Source organism: Ramlibacter sp. PS3R-8, from assembly GCF_037572435.1.
Classification (GTDB): Bacteria; Pseudomonadota; Gammaproteobacteria; order Burkholderiales; family Burkholderiaceae_C; genus Ramlibacter.
The window spans coordinates 27901-43249 of the sequence record NZ_JBBHGT010000004.1 but is presented as its reverse complement, the minus strand read 5'-3'; the positions used below and the strand labels follow the sequence as shown (position 1 = coordinate 43249).

Annotated in this window: 16 protein-coding genes; 7 read left to right on the top strand and 9 right to left on the bottom strand. The window is 66.8% G+C overall.

Annotation, left to right across the window (positions count from 1 at the left end):
* Nucleotides 1-77 precede the first annotated feature (77 nt).
* Nucleotides 78-557, bottom strand: a complete 480-nt coding sequence (locus WG902_RS15030) for a GNAT family N-acetyltransferase (protein WP_340060947.1) — start codon at nt 555-557, stop codon at nt 78-80.
* A 21-nt stretch (nt 558-578) separates the two neighbouring features.
* Entirely contained in the window at nt 579-1499 is a 921-nt protein-coding gene (locus WG902_RS15025; RefSeq protein ID WP_340060946.1) for a LysR family transcriptional regulator, read from the bottom strand.
* Nucleotides 1500-1604: 105 nt separating this feature from the next.
* Here WG902_RS15025 and WG902_RS15020 point away from each other — a divergent pair, with 105 nt between their 5' ends.
* From WG902_RS15020 to WG902_RS15010, 3 genes are all read left to right on the top strand, one after another.
* Nucleotides 1605-2558, top strand: coding sequence for a Bug family tripartite tricarboxylate transporter substrate binding protein (locus WG902_RS15020; RefSeq protein ID WP_340060945.1), 954 nt, complete (start codon nt 1605-1607; stop codon nt 2556-2558).
* A 31-nt stretch (nt 2559-2589) separates the two neighbouring features.
* Entirely contained in the window at nt 2590-4725 is a 2136-nt protein-coding gene (locus tag WG902_RS15015) for a hybrid sensor histidine kinase/response regulator (RefSeq protein WP_340060944.1), read from the top strand.
* Nucleotides 4726-4809: 84 nt separating this feature from the next.
* Nucleotides 4810-5520, top strand: coding sequence for a calcium-binding protein (locus tag WG902_RS15010; protein WP_340060943.1), 711 nt, complete (start codon nt 4810-4812; stop codon nt 5518-5520).
* A 47-nt stretch (nt 5521-5567) separates the two neighbouring features.
* Here WG902_RS15010 and WG902_RS15005 read toward each other — a convergent pair whose 3' ends face one another.
* Complete coding sequence (locus WG902_RS15005) at nt 5568-5837, bottom strand: SWIB/MDM2 domain-containing protein (RefSeq protein WP_340060942.1); 270 nt, start codon at nt 5835-5837, stop codon at nt 5568-5570.
* Nucleotides 5838-5928: 91 nt separating this feature from the next.
* Between WG902_RS15005 and WG902_RS15000 the strand changes: the two genes are divergently transcribed.
* The gene (locus WG902_RS15000; protein ID WP_340060941.1) at nt 5929-6561 is read left to right on the top strand and encodes a ProQ/FINO family protein; all 633 of its coding nucleotides are present in this window, start codon (nt 5929-5931) and stop codon (nt 6559-6561) included.
* Between the two features lie 3 nt (nt 6562-6564).
* Here WG902_RS15000 and WG902_RS14995 read toward each other — a convergent pair whose 3' ends face one another.
* Entirely contained in the window at nt 6565-6993 is a 429-nt protein-coding gene (locus WG902_RS14995) for a YciI family protein (protein WP_340060940.1), read from the bottom strand.
* A gap of 43 nt (nt 6994-7036) precedes the next feature.
* Nucleotides 7037-8179 carry a sensor histidine kinase gene (locus tag WG902_RS14990; protein WP_340060939.1) on the bottom strand — a complete coding sequence of 381 codons (1143 nt, stop codon included), beginning with the start codon at nt 8177-8179 and terminating at the stop codon, nt 7037-7039.
* A 124-nt stretch (nt 8180-8303) separates the two neighbouring features.
* Here WG902_RS14990 and WG902_RS14985 point away from each other — a divergent pair, with 124 nt between their 5' ends.
* The 3 genes from WG902_RS14985 to WG902_RS14975 are packed head-to-tail and all read left to right on the top strand — an operon-like array spanning nt 8304 to nt 11459.
* The gene (locus tag WG902_RS14985) at nt 8304-9290 is read left to right on the top strand and encodes a Bug family tripartite tricarboxylate transporter substrate binding protein (RefSeq protein WP_340060938.1); all 987 of its coding nucleotides are present in this window, start codon (nt 8304-8306) and stop codon (nt 9288-9290) included.
* 7 nt (nt 9291-9297) lie between these two features.
* Nucleotides 9298-10476, top strand: coding sequence for a CaiB/BaiF CoA transferase family protein (locus WG902_RS14980; RefSeq protein ID WP_340060937.1), 1179 nt, complete (start codon nt 9298-9300; stop codon nt 10474-10476).
* Between the two features lie 26 nt (nt 10477-10502).
* Nucleotides 10503-11459 carry a hydroxymethylglutaryl-CoA lyase gene (locus tag WG902_RS14975; protein WP_340060936.1) on the top strand — a complete coding sequence of 319 codons (957 nt, stop codon included), beginning with the start codon at nt 10503-10505 and terminating at the stop codon, nt 11457-11459.
* A gap of 247 nt (nt 11460-11706) precedes the next feature.
* Here the strand turns inward: WG902_RS14975 and WG902_RS14970 are convergent, their stop codons facing one another.
* The 4 genes from WG902_RS14970 to WG902_RS14955 all read right to left on the bottom strand — a co-directional run bounded on the left by WG902_RS14970 (nt 11707) and on the right by WG902_RS14955 (nt 15265).
* Nucleotides 11707-12189, bottom strand: coding sequence for a GreA/GreB family elongation factor (locus tag WG902_RS14970; RefSeq protein WP_340060935.1), 483 nt, complete (start codon nt 12187-12189; stop codon nt 11707-11709).
* Between the two features lie 36 nt (nt 12190-12225).
* Nucleotides 12226-12645 (bottom strand): GFA family protein, encoded by a 420-nt coding sequence (locus WG902_RS14965; RefSeq protein WP_340060934.1) that lies wholly within the window; start codon nt 12643-12645, stop codon nt 12226-12228.
* A gap of 102 nt (nt 12646-12747) precedes the next feature.
* Nucleotides 12748-13125, bottom strand: a complete 378-nt coding sequence (locus WG902_RS14960; RefSeq protein ID WP_340060933.1) for a response regulator — start codon at nt 13123-13125, stop codon at nt 12748-12750.
* Nucleotides 13126-13147: 22 nt separating this feature from the next.
* Nucleotides 13148-15265, bottom strand: a complete 2118-nt coding sequence (locus WG902_RS14955) for a sensor histidine kinase (RefSeq protein WP_340060932.1) — start codon at nt 15263-15265, stop codon at nt 13148-13150.
* Between the last annotated feature and the right edge of the window lie 84 nt (nt 15266-15349).

Genomic DNA, 15349 nt, shown 5'->3' with positions numbered 1-15349 from the left:
TACAGCGGGCACCCTACGCGCCCGCTCACGCCCGGCTGGCTCCGCAATGAACTGTTTCCACGCAGCCGTGTAAAGAGTCAGCCGCGCGCGAATTCCAGCAGTGCCGGCCCGGCCAGCCGATGCCGCACCCACTCGGGCATCGGCGCGGCACCGATCGAACGATAGAACTGCAGAGCCGGTTCGTTCCAGTCCAGCACGCTCCATTCGAAGCGCCCGCAGCCCTGCGCGACGGCGACGCGCGCCAGGTGCTGCAGCAAGGCCTTGCCGGCGCCCGCATTGCGATGCGCGGGCGTGACATACAGGTCTTCGAGGTAGAGGCCTTTCCTGCCTTGCCACGTCGAGTAGTTGAAGAAGTACACGGCGAAGCCGGCATCGACCCCATCGACGCTGCAGATCAGGGCATGCGCCGAACCTGCGTCGAACAGCGACTTCCGGATGTCGGCTTCGGTGGCGACGACCTCGTCTTCGGCGCGTTCGTAGATGGCGAGTTCGCGGATGAAGTGCAGGATCGATCCGGCGTCCTCCACGCAGGCGGGTCGAATGGCGATGGCGGGCATGCGCGAAGTGTAGATGGAGGGCTACCGGCGCAGCAAAGGAAAGCCCTTGCGAACGTGCTCGGCGAGCATCTCGCAGAACACCCTGGCATAAGAGGGCAGGGGACGGCGCTTGTCGGAGACCATCGTCAGCGGCTCGTTGAGGGCCTTGCCGCGATAGGTGACGCGCAGCACGCGAACCTTGTACCGGTGGATGCGCAGCGCCGAAGGGATGATGGCCACCCCGTGGCCGGCTTCGGCCATGGCCAGCAGCGCGTGCGGAGCCCGGCATTCGAGCACGTTGTTGGCCGTGAAGCCGGCCAGCCGGCACGCGGCGTCGAAGTTCCTGCGCATCGCGAAGTCCTGCGTCGCCTGCAGCAGCGGATGGGCCGCGAGGCTGGCGATTTCCACCTTGCCATCGGCGTTGCCGATCCGCAGCTTCGGGTGGCAGGCGGCCAGCATTTCCATGGGCGCGAGCTCATGGCTGGCAAAACGCTCCTCGTTCGGCGTGAGCGCGCTGGCAACGGTCTGCACCAGCTGCACCTCGCCGCGATCCAGCATCGCGAACGCCTCCTCGCCGGCCGCGGCATCCACCAGCCTGACCTGCACGCCCGGATAGCGTGCCGCGTAGTGCCGCAGGAATTCGGGGAAGATGCCTTCGATCAGGTGCGGCGAAGCCGACACGCGCAGCACCCCCACATCGCCGTGCTGCAGCACCTGGGCGCGTTCTCCCACCGCCCGCGCGTAATTCAGCAACCCCCGGCAGTCGCCCAGGAGTTGCTCGCCGCCGCTCGTGAGAACCAGGCGCCGGCCGACCCGGTCGAACAGCTTGAGGCCCAGTTCGTCTTCCAGCAGGGCGATCTGCCGCGAGAGCGCCGGTTGCGCGACGTGCAGGCGCGTGGCGGCTCCCGAGACGGTGCCGAGCTCGGCCACGGTGACGAATGTGCGGACATGACGCAAGTCCATGGGGGTTCCTTCTCATGCCGGTTCGGCATCAAGATGCAGAGCAACTCTATATTGGACTTATCAGGCGCGATGTCCAGAATCAGCTGCAACCCGTGGAGGCTTCCGATGAATCGCCTGATCCCGCTTCTCTTCGCGCTTGCCGCGCTCGATGTCTCGGCCGAGGGCTGGCCGGCGAAACCCCTGCGCGCCATCATCCCCGTGGGCGCCGGCAGTTCCACCGACATCGTGCATCGCATCGTGCTGGAGCAGGTTGCCCAGCAGCTCGGGCAACCCATCGTGGTCGAGAACCGCCTGGGCGCGGGGGGCAGCATCGGTACGGCCGCGGTGGCCAAGGCACCGCCGGACGGCTACACCCTGCTGGCCCACGGCTCGGCCCACACCATCGCGCCGGCTCTCTACAAGAACCTTCCCTATGACCCCGTGCGGGACTTCGCCGCCATCGTGCCGCTGGGCAGCTCGCCCAGCGTGCTGGTCGTGTCTCCCGCCAAAGGCATGAAGCGCGCCGCCGATCTCGTCGCCGCCGGCAAGGCGCAGCCGAATGCGCTGAACTTTTCCTCGGTCGGAATCGGCACCGCCACCCACCTGAGCGCCGAGCGCTTTGTCGCAAGCAGCGGCTTGCAGGTGGTCCACGTGCCGTTCAAGGGTGGAGCGGAAGCCATGACCGAGGTGCTGGCCGGCCGGGTGGACTTCTTCCTCGGACCGGTGGCGCTGGTGCTGCCGCAGTTGCGCGAGGGCAAGCTGGTGGCGCTGGCCGTGAACACTGCGCGGCGTTCGTCGACGCTGCCTGACGTGCCGACCATGGCCGAAGCCGGCATCGCCGACGCCGAGTATCCGATCTGGTTCGGACTCTGGGCTCCGGCCGGCACCCCCCGCGAGGTGGTCGAGCGTCTCGGCCGCGAGACCCTCCAGGCCCTGCAGGCCCCCAAGGTGCGCGAGCGGCTGGCTGCCCTGGGGGTCGATCCCATGCCGATGTCACCGGACGAGTTCACCGCGTACGCGGCCCGCGAGGTGCTGCTCAACGCGACGCTGGTGCGCAATGCCGGACTCAAGGCGGAGTGAAGTGAAATGTCGGTAGGTGCTACGCTTTGGCATGCAGGCAACGGGCGAGATCGAGAAAACCAGCAAGGCGCCTCTGGTGTCGATGAGGATCCTGGCGATCCTGGTGGTGGCCGTGCCGCTGCTGATCTACGGTTTTCTCGGCGCCTTCCGCTACCTCGAGTCCACGGCTGCCGCGGAACGGCGTGTGAGCCGTTCGCTGCGCGTGGCCCAGGAGCACGCCAGCAAGGTACTGGGCGGCGCGGAGGCGTTGCATGAGCGACTGGGCGATTTGCTCGGGGGCAAGACCGTCGAAGAGTTGCGTGCCGCGGAGCCGTCACTGCACGCGCTGCTCGCCACGCGCACGAAGGATCAACCGCAGATCCAGTCGATCTGGGTCATCGGCGCCGACGGCAAGCCCATCGCGACTTCGCTTGTTTCACCGCCACCGGCACTCGAGTATTCGGACAGGGAGTATTTCCGCCGGCACAAGGCGGGCGGCGCGGGCAGGTTCCTATCCCTGCCTTTCAAGTCCCGCAGCACCGGCGAAAGCATCGTGGACCTCAGCACGCGGTTCGACGGCCCCGGCGGCGCGTTCGGGGGCGTGATCAACGTCAGCCTGCGAACGAGCTACTTCGAGCGGTTCTACGAGGACCTGGTCAACGACGAGCCCGGGCTGGCGGTGAATCTGTTTCACCAGGCCGGTCCCATCTACGTGCGGTGGCCGGTACTGCCGGGGGCGCCGGACCGGCTCAGCCCCAGCAGCCCTACGCTCCAGCGCGTGGCCGCCGGCGACGACATCGGGCAGACCCGCGGCGTATCGTCCGTCGACGGGCAGTTCCGCATCATCTCCTTCCAGCGCGTGGGCGCCTATCCTCTTTTTGTCGGCACCGGAATGAACATCACGGCGCTGCGCAACGAAGTCCTTCGCGAGCTCGCCGTGCTGTTGTTGCTGGGCGTGCCGCCGTTCGCTGCGATCTACTTCGCGGCCCGCGCGTCCCTGCGGCATGCGCAGGAGGCGTACGAGTCCGCGCAGCGGCTGACGCGCGAGACGGCGACCCGGCGCAAGGCGGAAGAGGCGCTGTTGCAGGCGCAAAAGCTGGAGGCCCTCGGCCGCCTCACCGGCGGCGTTGCGCACGACTTCAACAACGCGTTGATGGTCGTGAGCAACAACGCGTACCTGCTCGCGCGCAGCGCGAGCGGCGCCGCCAGCTCGCAGGTCAAATCCATCCAGCGGGCGGTGGACTCGGCGACGAAGCTCACGCGGCAGCTGCTGGCTTTTTCGCGGCGCCAGGCGCTGGTGCCCGAGACGGTGGACCTGGCCGACAAGCTGCCGGCTTCGCGGTCGCTCCTGGCCCCGGTGCTGGGCACCCAGGTGCAGCTGCATGTCGAGGTCGCGCCCGGCACGCGCCCGATCACCGTGGACATGGCGGAGCTGGAGCTCGCACTGCTCAATCTCGCCATCAATTCGCGCGATGCGATGCCGGACGGCGGCACGTTCACGGTGACCGCGCGCAATACGGAAGATGTGCCACCCAAACTGGCCGGACGCGCAGTGGTCGCCATCGAGGCTGCAGACACCGGCGAGGGCATCGAGCCTGCGGTGCTGGACAAGGTGTTCGAGCCCTTCTTCACGACCAAGCCGGTGGGGCAGGGCACGGGCCTGGGACTGAGCCAGGTCTACGGGCTGTGCGAGCGTGCCGGCGGCATCGCCACCGTGCGCAGCGAGAAGGGCCTCGGAACGACGGTCACGCTCTTCTTCCCCGCTGCCGAGGGCGCTGCGGGAGGCACCAACGAACGACCCGAAGCTGCGATGGGCGCGCTCGGCAAGCGCGTGCTGGTGGTGGAAGACAACGACCAGGTGGCTGGCTCCCTGATGCCGCTGCTGGACGCCCTGGGCTGCCAGGCCACGCGCGTGGACCGGGCGTCCACCGCGCGCGAATGGCTGGCCGCGCAGCCGAAGCTGCCGGACCTGGTGCTGACCGACGTCGTGATGCCCGGTGAGATGGACGGCCTGGCCCTGGCCGCGCACCTGAAGAAGTCGATGCCCGGTTTGCCGGTGCTGCTGATGACAGGCTACGCGGAGCGCCTGGACGAGATCGCGGCGATGGGGTTCGAGGTCCTGCCCAAGCCTTGCTCGGCGGAAATCCTGGCTGCGGCGATCGCACGCGTGGCGCAGTCTTCGACCTAGGTCTCCTGCATGCTGGTCGTAAGAAGGAACGCCGACCGCTGGCGCTCAGCTTGAAAGCGCACCTTCGCTCACTAGGATGAAGGTATGTCACAAAATATCATTACAGGCAGCGCCGGGCGCGACCTGCTGATCGGAACCGCGGGCGACGACCTCATCAACGGCCTCGAAGGCAACGACTACCTGTTCGGGATGGCAGGCGACGACGACTTGCACGGCGGCCTCGGCGACGACTTCCTGTGGGGCGGGCAAGGCAACGACACGTACCACGTCGACACCACGGGCGAGAAGCTGTTCGAGCTCCGCAACCAGGGCATCGACACCGTCGTCAGCAGCATCAGCTACACGCTGCCGGCCAACTTCGAGCGGCTCGTGCTCGTCGATTTCGCCGACCCGACCTCAGCCACCGGCAACGACCTCGACAACGAAATCATCGGCAGCCAGGGCGACAACGTCATCGCGGGCAAAGGCGGCAACGACACGCTCGACGGCGCGGAGGGCCGCGACACCTATGTGTTCGATACGCGGCTGCGCCCGGACAACGTCGACACCGTGCAATTCGTTTCGGGCACCGACCTGATCCAGCTCGATTCGAAAATCTTCAAGGGCGTCACCGGGCCGGGAGCATTCGCGTTCGGCGGGGCAGCGATGGATGCGAACGACCGGATCATCTACGACGCGAACTCCGGCGCGCTGATGTACGACCCCGACGGCACGGGCCACCAGGCAGCGGTGACGTTCGCGATCCTGGTTGGACAAGCGGGCGCACTGTCCCCAGCGGACTTCGTTGTTGTCTAGGCAGGCCGGGTTGCCGCAGGCACCCCGGCGTCGCAACACGCGAGCGCTCAGTCCTTGAGATGCTTGCCCACGAGCCCCGTCATCTCGAACATCGTCACCTCGTCCTTGCCCATGACGGCCTTGAGCTTGTCGTCGCACAGGATGTTGCGCTTGTTCGCCGGGTTCTGGAGGTTGCGTTCCTTGATGTAGGCCCACAGCCGCTTGGTGACTTCAGTGCGTGGCACGGCCTCCGGCCCGATCACGGCAGCCAGCTGGGGGCTGGGCTTCAGTGCTTTCATGAAGGCGGAGTTCTTCTTGGGCGATTCAGATTGGGGCATTGGCTCTCTCTCATGCGAATGACGGCAGGATACCTGACCACGGGAGCTCCAACGAGCAGTTGCTCCTTGCAACTAAACTGCAGGGCTGACCATGACCCAAGACTCGACCGTCACTTCCCCACCTTCGCGCCGCCCGTCCACCGCACGCAAGGCGCCGCGGCCGGTGCATCCGCTCCTGCACAAACTGTTCGAGCTGTATCCGCGGCTGTTCGGTGCACGATTCCTCCCGCTCAAGGTCGGCATCTTCCAGGACTTGCTGGCGGCTCAGCCGCAGGCGCTGCCGGCGGACGAGCTGAAGGTGGCGCTCGGGCTGCACACGCGGTCGACGCGCTACATCGAGGCCGTGGCCTCCGGCCTGCCCCGCCACGACCTGCAAGGCCAACCGGTAGAGCCCGTGGCTGCAGAGCATGTGCATCACGCGATCCTGGAGTTGTACAAGCGCCGCGGCAGCAAGGCGCCGGAGCAGGCGCGTCGGCAGGCCGTCGAGCACCTGGCGGCTGCGGTCGAGGCATCCGGCCTCACCCGCGAAGGCTACCGCGAGCGCTTCACCTCGCCCGACGACAACGTGCACGCGATGCTGGAAGAAGCCCTGTCGATGGTGGCGCAGAAGAGCGCGCGCCGCGAAGCCCTGCAAAACGCGTACAAGGCCAGCGGCAAGACCGTCGCCGAATTCGCCGAGATGTACGGGGTGGACCCGCAGGAAGCGAAAAGGCTGCTGTCGTAAGGGTCAACCCGCACGCGACTGCACTTCCTTGCGCAAGCGCTCTTCCTGCTCGCGCAACTCGGGCGTGATGGCGTCGCCGAAATCCTCCACCGAGTAGATCTGGCGGATCTCGATCTCGGAATCCGTTCGCATCGGGTTCGGGCACTTCTTGACCCACTCGATCGCCTCCTGCAGTGAGGCGCACTTCCAGATCCAGAAGCCGGCCACCAGCTCCTTGGTCTCCGCGAACGGTCCGTCGATCACGCGCCGGTTCTTGCCGGAAAACGCGACCCGCGCGCCGCGGGAGCTGGGATGCAGGCCCTCGCCCGCCTCCATCACGCCGGCCTTGACCAGCTGCTCGTTGAAGGCGCCCATCTCCGCGAACTCTTCCGGCTTGGGTATGACGCCCGCTTCGCTGTCCTTCGTCGCTTTCACCATCACCATGAAACGCATGTCGCTCTCCTTGATCGATGCGGGCAGCCATCCGCCCACATCCTCACGACGATCGTAACGGGGCGAAATCGACAGGGCCGGCGCCGGTTTGCGCCGGAATTGCCGGCAACACGACCGTGAATGTTGCGCCTTTTCCCGCCCCTGCGCTATGGGCGACGACACTGCCGCCGTGCATCTCCACGATGCGCTTGACGATCGCCAGGCCCAGGCCCAGGCCGGACGTCTCGTTCACCACGGCGCCGGGCGCCTGCACGAAAGGCTCGAACAGGTCGTCTCCGCCGCTCTGCGCAAAGCCTTGCCCGGTGTCCGTGATCGTCACCTCCCAGCCGGCAGGCACGCTGGACAGCTTCAATGCGATGTCTCCACCGGCGGGGGTGTACTTCGCGGCGTTGTTCAGCAGGTTGGCGAACACCTGCACCAGGCGGCCGGCGTCACCGCGCACGGGTGCAGGTGTGTCGGGAACATCGGAGGTCAGTTGATGCTGCTTGCTCGCGATGAACGCCTCGACCTGGTCGTGCGCCTCGCCCAGCACGGCGCGCAGGTCGACCGGCGCCATCTGCATGTCGATCTTGCCGTGAAGCACCTTGGACGTATCCATGAGTTCATCGGACATGCGCGCGATCTGCCTCACCTGCCGGCTGACGATCCCGGCAGCCCAGGCAACCCGCGCCGGGTCGGTGGCGGACCGCTGCAGCACCTCGCTGGCGGTGGACAGCGCGGAAAGTGGATTGCGAATCTCGTGCGCGACCGTGGCCAGCACCTGGTCCTTGGCGCGATTGCTCCTGCGCAATTCCAAGACGGACTGGGACAACGCCCGGCGAGATGCTTTCAGGCGCCCGCCGATGACGCTGATGCTCACGCCAATGGCAATGAACAGCAACGTGCGCGTGATGTTGGGCGGTTGGAGAACGCCCTCCCAGCCCGGGTGGCCGACAAAGAGATAGGTGCCGGCCATGGTGCCCAGCGCTGTCGCGAACATCCCGGGACCGAACCCACCGTAGAGGGCAGCGAGCGCAACCGACAGGGCAAGGATCAGGTAGGGCCCCTGCTGGCCGAGGAAAGGATTGAGCAGGAAGCGCAGCCCAAGCCCGCCTGCCACGGCCAGCAGCGCCAGCGCGTAGCCGTCCCATGCACTTTCCCGGGAAGACGCGTCGTGCGCGGCATCGTTCGTTGTTGTCCGTCCCATTGACCCGCAATCTAAAGCAATACCAGTCTCCGGGCTCGCTAAAAGGCTTACAGGGCTTTCCACGTCGACACCCCGCGCCCGCAGCGTCTACAGTCCGTCACCGGAAATGACAGGAGACTCTGCAATGAAACTGGCCCGCGTACTTGCCCGCACGGCCCTGGCTGCCGCTGCTGTGCTGCCCCTGGTCGCGAGCGCGCAGGACTTCCCGAACAAGCCGATCCGCCTGCTGATCCCGTTCACCCCGGGAGGCGGCACCGACTTCGTCTCGCGCGTGGTGGCCACCAGCCTGACCGAAGTGCTCAAGTGGCAGGTGGTGCCGGAAAACCGACCCGGCGCATCCGGCAACCTGGCCGTGGCGCAGGCCGCGCAGGCGGCGCCGGACGGCTACACCATCGTCATGGGCCAGTCGGACAACATGGCCCTGGGTCCGTACCTCTACCAGAACGTGGGCTACGACACGCTCAGGAGCTTCGTGCCGATCATCCAGGTGTCCGAGACGCCGCTGGTGATCGTGTCGCGCGGCCCCGCCGCCGGTGGCACCAAGCTGCTGACGATGACGGATGTGGTCGCCAAGGGCAAGACCGGCGACGGATTGAACTGGGCCACCGCGGGCAACGGCAGCATGGGCCACCTGTTCGGCGAGCTGTTCAAGGCCAACGCAGGCTTGAAGCTGACCCAGGTGCCCTACAAGGGCGCCGCGCCGGCGCTCGCCGACGTGATGGGCGGGCAGACCGATGTCGCCATCCTCTCGGTGCCTTCGGTGCTGTCGCTGGCCAAGGGCGGCCGGCTCACGCCGATCGCCGTCACCACATCCAAGCGCGTGCCGGTGCTGCCCAACGTGCCCACGCTGGCGGAAGCCGGCATCAAGGACATGGACACGGGCGTCTGGCTGGGCCTGTTCGCGCCTGCGGGCACGCCGCCGGACATCGTCGCCAAGCTCCACGCCGGCATCCACAAGGTGCTGCAGATGCCCGAGGTGCGCGAGAAGATCATCAACGGCGGCGCCATCCCGGTGGGCGGCACCGGCGAGGAGTTCGCTGCCTTCCTGCGCGTGGACTACCCCAAGTGGGGCCGCGTCGTGAAGGAGGCCGGCGTCAAGCTGTCGGAGTAGGCGCCGCATGCAGCTCGAAGGCATCCGGGTCGTCGACCTCACGCGCATCCTCTCCGGGCCCTTCTGCTCGATGTTCCTGGCGGACATGGGCGCAGAGGTGATCAAGGTGGAGGACCCCGACGGCGGCGACCCGATCCGGCACCAGGGCGAAACGAGCAACGGCTTCTCGCTGTACTTCGCCTCGTTCAACCGCAACAAGCGATCGATCACGCTGGACCTGCGCAGCGAGGAGGGCAAGGAGGTCCTGCGCGACCTGCTGCGCGGCGCCGACGTGGTGATCAACAACTACCGGCCCGGCATCATGGACAAGATGGGGTTCGGGCGTGACGCGCTCAGGGCGATCAAGCCCGACATCATCAGCTGCCACATCACGGGCTATGGCCTGGACGGCCCGTACCGCGACCGGCCCTCGTTCGACTTCATCGCGCAGGCCATGAGCGGATTCATGAGCGTCAACGGCCTGGAGGACGGCCCTCCGATGCGCGCCGCGCCGCCGGTGTCGGACCTGGTGGCCGGCTCGTATGCAGCCATGGGCATCCTGGCGGCGCTGGTGCGCCGCAACCGCACGGGGCAGGGCGAGGAAGTCGCCACCGCGCTGACCGACAGCATGACGAGCATGCTGGCCTTCCTGGCCACCAACTTCTTCGCCAGCGGCAAGCAGCCGCTGCGCACCGGCAACGACCACGCGCTGGTCTCGCCGTACGGGCTGTTCGAGGCGGCCGACGGCCAGATCGCCGTGGCGCCTTCCAACGACGCCTTCTACGCCCGCCTGATCGACGGCCTGGGCCTCGACGACCTGCGCGCGCGCCCCGAGTACCGCACCAACGCCGATCGCTTCGAGCGGCGTGCGCAGATCAACGCCGAGATCAATGCGCGCACGCGCGGGCACACGGTCGAACACTGGATCGCAAGATTGAATGCGGCCGGCGTGCCGTGCGGCCGCGTGCTGGGCCTGGGCGAGGTCTTCGAGGATCCGCAGACCCAACACCAGCAGATGCGCATCACCATCCAGCATCCGCAGCACGGCCCGCTGGACGTGCTGGGCTTTCCCATCAAGTTCTCCGACGATCCCTGCCGCGTCCACCGCCCGCCGCCCGTGCTGGGCGCCGACACGGACGCACTGCTGGCCGAGCTGGGGCGGGACCCGTCCACCATTGCGTCGCTGCGCGAACGGGGTATCGTTTAGCGCGCAGCCTTTCCGGAGTAAACCGAATGACCACCTTCCAGACCCCTGCCAGCGACCGCTTCGTGCTGGTCACCGAGGTTGGCCCGCGCGACGGCTTCCAGTCCGAAAAGCAGTTCATTCCCACCGAGGTCAAGGCCGGCCTCATCAACGGGCTGATCGCTGCCGGCGTGCGCAGCTTCGAGGCGACTTCCTTCGTGTCACCCCGCGCCGTGCCGCAGATGGCCGACGCGTCCGAGGTGATGGCGCTCATCGAGCGCAAGCCGGGCGTGCGCCTGACCGCGCTGGTGCCCAATGCGCGCGGCGCCGAGCGCGCTGCGGCGGCCCAGGTGGACATGATGGCGGGCTTCGTCTCGGCCTCCGAGACGCACTGCCAGGCCAACCTGAACAAGTCGATCGATGCGGCGCTGGCGGACTTTGTCGAGTACGCACCCATCGCGCACAAGTACGGCATCGCGCTGCGCGGCGCGGTGGCAACGGCCTTCGGCTGCCCCTTCGAAGGCGAAGTGCAGATGGCCAACATCCTGAAGATCGTCGAGACCTACATGCGCCACGGCGCCAGGCACATCAGCCTGGGCGACACCACCGGCATGGCCACGCCGCCCGTGGTCACCCGCACCGTGGAAGCGATCCGCCAGCGCTTCCCGGAGGCGATCATCGCGCTGCATTTCCATAACACCCGCGGCATCGGGCTGGCGAATGTCATGAACGGGTTGCATCTGGGTGTGCGGGAGTACGAGTCGTCGTTCGGCGGGCTGGGGGGTTGCCCCTTCGCGCCGGGCGCCACCGGCAACATCTGCACGGAGGACCTGGTTTACCTGCTGCACGAGTGCGGGTGGGAGACGGGGATCGATCTGGACGCGCTCGCTGCGGTCGCGCGTGATGTTCAGGGTTTCATGGGGAGGGAATTACCGGGGCAGTATATGAAGGCGGGGGCGCGCCTGAAGTTGACTGGGGTGGGGGATGCCCGGCGCGCGGTAGGGTAACCGCAGGCCGGGTTGCCGAAGGCGCCCCGGCGTCCCCGTGAAGGCTTTCTCTTCGTCATCCCCGCGAAGGCGGGGATCCAGGGCTCCCTGACTGCGAAAACAGGAATTCAGACGGTCTTGAAAAGCGTGTCCTGCGTGCTCCCCGCAATGAAGCACGTGCTGCCACTCACCGTCGTATCCACATACTTCGCGTCTTGCATCAGCCTCGTGTCGAGTGCCTCGAACTGCCCCGCGAGTCGTTCACGGCTTATTGAACCCGCACCACCTCGAACTGCTGTCGGATGGGAGCGACCTGTATCGACACCTCATCCCCCTCGCATTTGCCCAGCATGGCCCTGCCCAAAGGGGATTCGCTGGTGATGACGTGAACGAGCTGAGTGCCGCTGACCAACTGCATGCTGCCACCATCCGGGCCGAGAAAAAGGTGTTGCCGCTTGTCGTCGGAATCGACCAGACAGACCAGTGCGCCGAGCTGTATACCTTCTCTCACGTCGTAGGGACGCGGGCGGAATTGGCGCCAATCGGCCAGCGCCTGCCGGATGGCTTCGGCGCGCCGCACTTGGCCGGTGGCCAGGTACGCGGCTTCGAGTCCCAAGGTGTCGTATTTGTTTTCGGCGATGTTTTCTTCGTGGGTCGCCGTTTCATGGGCCGCCCGCACCGCCTGTTCGGCTTGCAGCAGGTCTTCGGCTAGCCGATCCAGCACCTGCTGTTGCAGCAAGGCTTTATCCATGACGAAATGGACTCCGCGATCGACAGGCCATGGGAATCACCCTGCCTCCTGCGGCGACGCCGCGAAGTGCGGAAGTTTCTCGTCGAGACACACCCATGGTTGCGCACTCGCCGTCCAGATGTCCAGCATCGGGGCGAATGCGGAAGCATCATCAAGTGTAGGGAACCGGATCGACGTGAACTGCGCGTTCACCTCGCTTTGCGTGAAAAGGGGCGTGCCGCAGTCCCCGCAAAATCCGCGCGTCGTCATTTTCCCGCTGCTGGCACGGGCAGCGTAGGCCTTCGGACTGCCGGAGATCTCGAGATCCATCGTATGCACGACGATGCCGGAGGCAAAGGGAGCCCCGCTCGCACGCTGGCAATCGCTGCAATGGCAGTTCAACATCGCAACGGGATCGCTCGCGCACGTGTAGCTGACCGAGCCGCAGGCGCAACTGCCGGAGAAGGGTGGATTCATGCCGCGGATTATCGGCGGCGTCGCGACATCGACCGGCCAGGAGACCGAACTCGTTGCTCCGTCCGGAACGGAATACGAGGCGTTCCAGGCGGGAACGCGCATTCAATCGTGCTCGCCGTGCAGTCGCTTCAGCGTCGACACCAGCTCGCCGTCACTTGAGAGCTTGTTCACGAAGGCAGTTGCCCCTGCTTCGAAGGCTCGTAGCCTGCGGCCGGGATCGTCGTCGGCTGTGAAGATGATGACCTTGATCCCCGGCCTGGCTTGCATGACCTGACGGCACGCGTTCAGTCCCCCGACCTTCGGCAGATTCATGTCGAGCACGATCACGTCGGGCTCCAGGCGTTGGACCGCATCGAGCAGTTCGTCCCCGTCGGAAATGTTTCCGACGACATCGAATTCGATTGTCAGCAGCCGCGTGATGGCTTTCACGATCCCTGGGTGATCGTCCACGATCAGTATGCGAAGTCGGGCGGGTGTCATGGAGTGCTGGCGATGGTCCCGCTCAGGCTCTGCGCAGCAGCCCGGGCCGCGCACCGCCTGGAAGCGTGACGGTGAAGGTCGCGCCGCCATCGGCATTGCCATGGACGGCAATCGTCCCTTCATGGGCTTCCACGATCCTCTGCGTGATGGCCAGGCCGAGGCCGAGGCCATCCGGCTTGGTCGTGACGAAGGGCATGAACAGGGTGCGCATGGCCTCGGCCGACAAGCCGGCGCCCGTATCGCACACCGACACCTCCACGCGGCCGCCGGCGCTCGCGGTGCGGATCGTGACACGGCGTTTGTCCTCTTCGTTCTTCTGCAGCGCGTCCATCGCGTTGCGAATCAGGTTGACGAGCACCTGCTGGAGGAGCACCTGGTCGCCCTCGACGAGCAAGGGAGCCGGAGCAAGGTCCAGGCTCGCCTCGATCCGCCGCGTCTTCAGGTCGTGGGCAACAAGCGCGACCGATTCATGGATCGCGCGGTGAAGGTCGATCGGCTTCTTTTGCAGTTGATGGCCCCGGACCATTGCGCGGTGGCGCTCGATGATCTGTGACGCGAGGGTGGCTTCCGTCCGGATGTCGGCCACGATCTCCCCTGTCGCGTCCGGCGTCGCCCGGTCGGCCTCGACCATCGCCTGCAGCACCTGGGCGTTGCTCAGGATCGCGCTGAGGGGTTGGCCGAGTTCGTGCGCGATGGAAGTCGCCAGCGTCGAGATGGTTTCGCGGCGGTTGGCGTCGGCGGCGAGCGCCAGGTTCCGGCGGCCATTGGCCTCGGCGTGCTGCCTCGCGCGGCGTTCGTACAGGAGCCATGCGATCAGGATCGATTGGGACAGCAACACGCCAATGGCGGCCAGGATGGCGGCCTGGTACTCATCCCACAGGCTCGGGCCGCGGAACTCCACGACGCTGTCGGGCGGCAAGCGGCTTTCGGGGATGCCCCACCGCTGCAACTCGCGCCAGTCGAAGGTCGGCTGGCCTGCCGACAGTGGAGGGACACGCACGCTCGCAGCTGGCGCGCCTTGCAGGATCCGGTTTGCCGCGTCCGCCGTGTTCTGAGCCAGGCGGGGGATGGAGATCAGGGGTCCGCCGACCGCTCCGGCGCCGAGGTATGTGCTGAAGAGTCCGAACAAAGGGGCGTTGGCCTTGGCGTGAATGTCGGCCAGGACCTGCGCGTCCGCGTAGGCCGCGCCGCGGACGTCGGTGACGAAGTTGAGATAGACGATCGCCGTGTGCGGGGGAAGGCTGGCGACGCGGCGCAGGATGTCCTGGAGGGAGAACTCCTCGGACCAGACGAACGTCACGCGGCCGCTCAACCGCCGGAATTCGGTCTCGAGCTCCCGGCGCCAGAATGCGCTGGGGGCCCCAGCCCCATTCAGCATGAAGATCTGCCGGGTCTCGGGGAGGACCTGCAGGATGCCGTCGATGAGGCGGGGGAAATCGTTGGCTACCGGGGCCGCAGCCTCGTTTTCGCGCAGGGGCACGCGATAGGCGATCCGTCGATCGACCGCGGCGAACAGGAGCGGCTTGTCGGGAAAAAGCGCTTGCCGATGGTGGCGTGCGAACTCGACTGCCGTGCCGGAAGCAGCCACGATGAGGTCGGGCGGCGGCCGATCGGCGTACATGGACCGGATGTAATCGGCGACGGCTGGTCCGGAGGCACCGACGAAGCCAGTCGGTCCCACCGTGACCTCGACGACGTTCACGGGCTTGCCGGCCAGTTGGTCCAGGCGCACGCGAAATTGGCCATTGAACTCGTCCAGGACGACGTTCCCGCGATTGAAGGATTCCAGGAGCAAGACCTGCTTGGCCGCCGGTTGGTCCTGGCTCGCCGCTGCGGAGATGAACAGCACGCCGCCCAGCAACATCCATTGGAGACTGCGTCGCCGGCCGCGATGCGATGCGGGCCCGGCCGATGGCGAGTGCATGGACATGTGGCGTGAGTATCGCCGCTGCCGGCGCTCGTTGTCGGCTACGGCTGCACCACCCACGTGCCGGGCGCCACGTTCGGGAAGTTGCGCCAGCGCTGCCTCCGCCAGGCTCGCGGCGCTGGCACTCGAGTGGCTGGTGGCCTGCGACCGGTACGGCACCTGCCCGCTGGCCAGGTCGCGCAGTAGCACGTCGACGCGCTGCGACGGATACACGGTAGCGCCGCTTCCTCAGGTTTCTCGAACACCGCCTGGACTTGTTTGCTGCCCAGGAGCGGCCCTCCAGGAGCAATCGGGCAC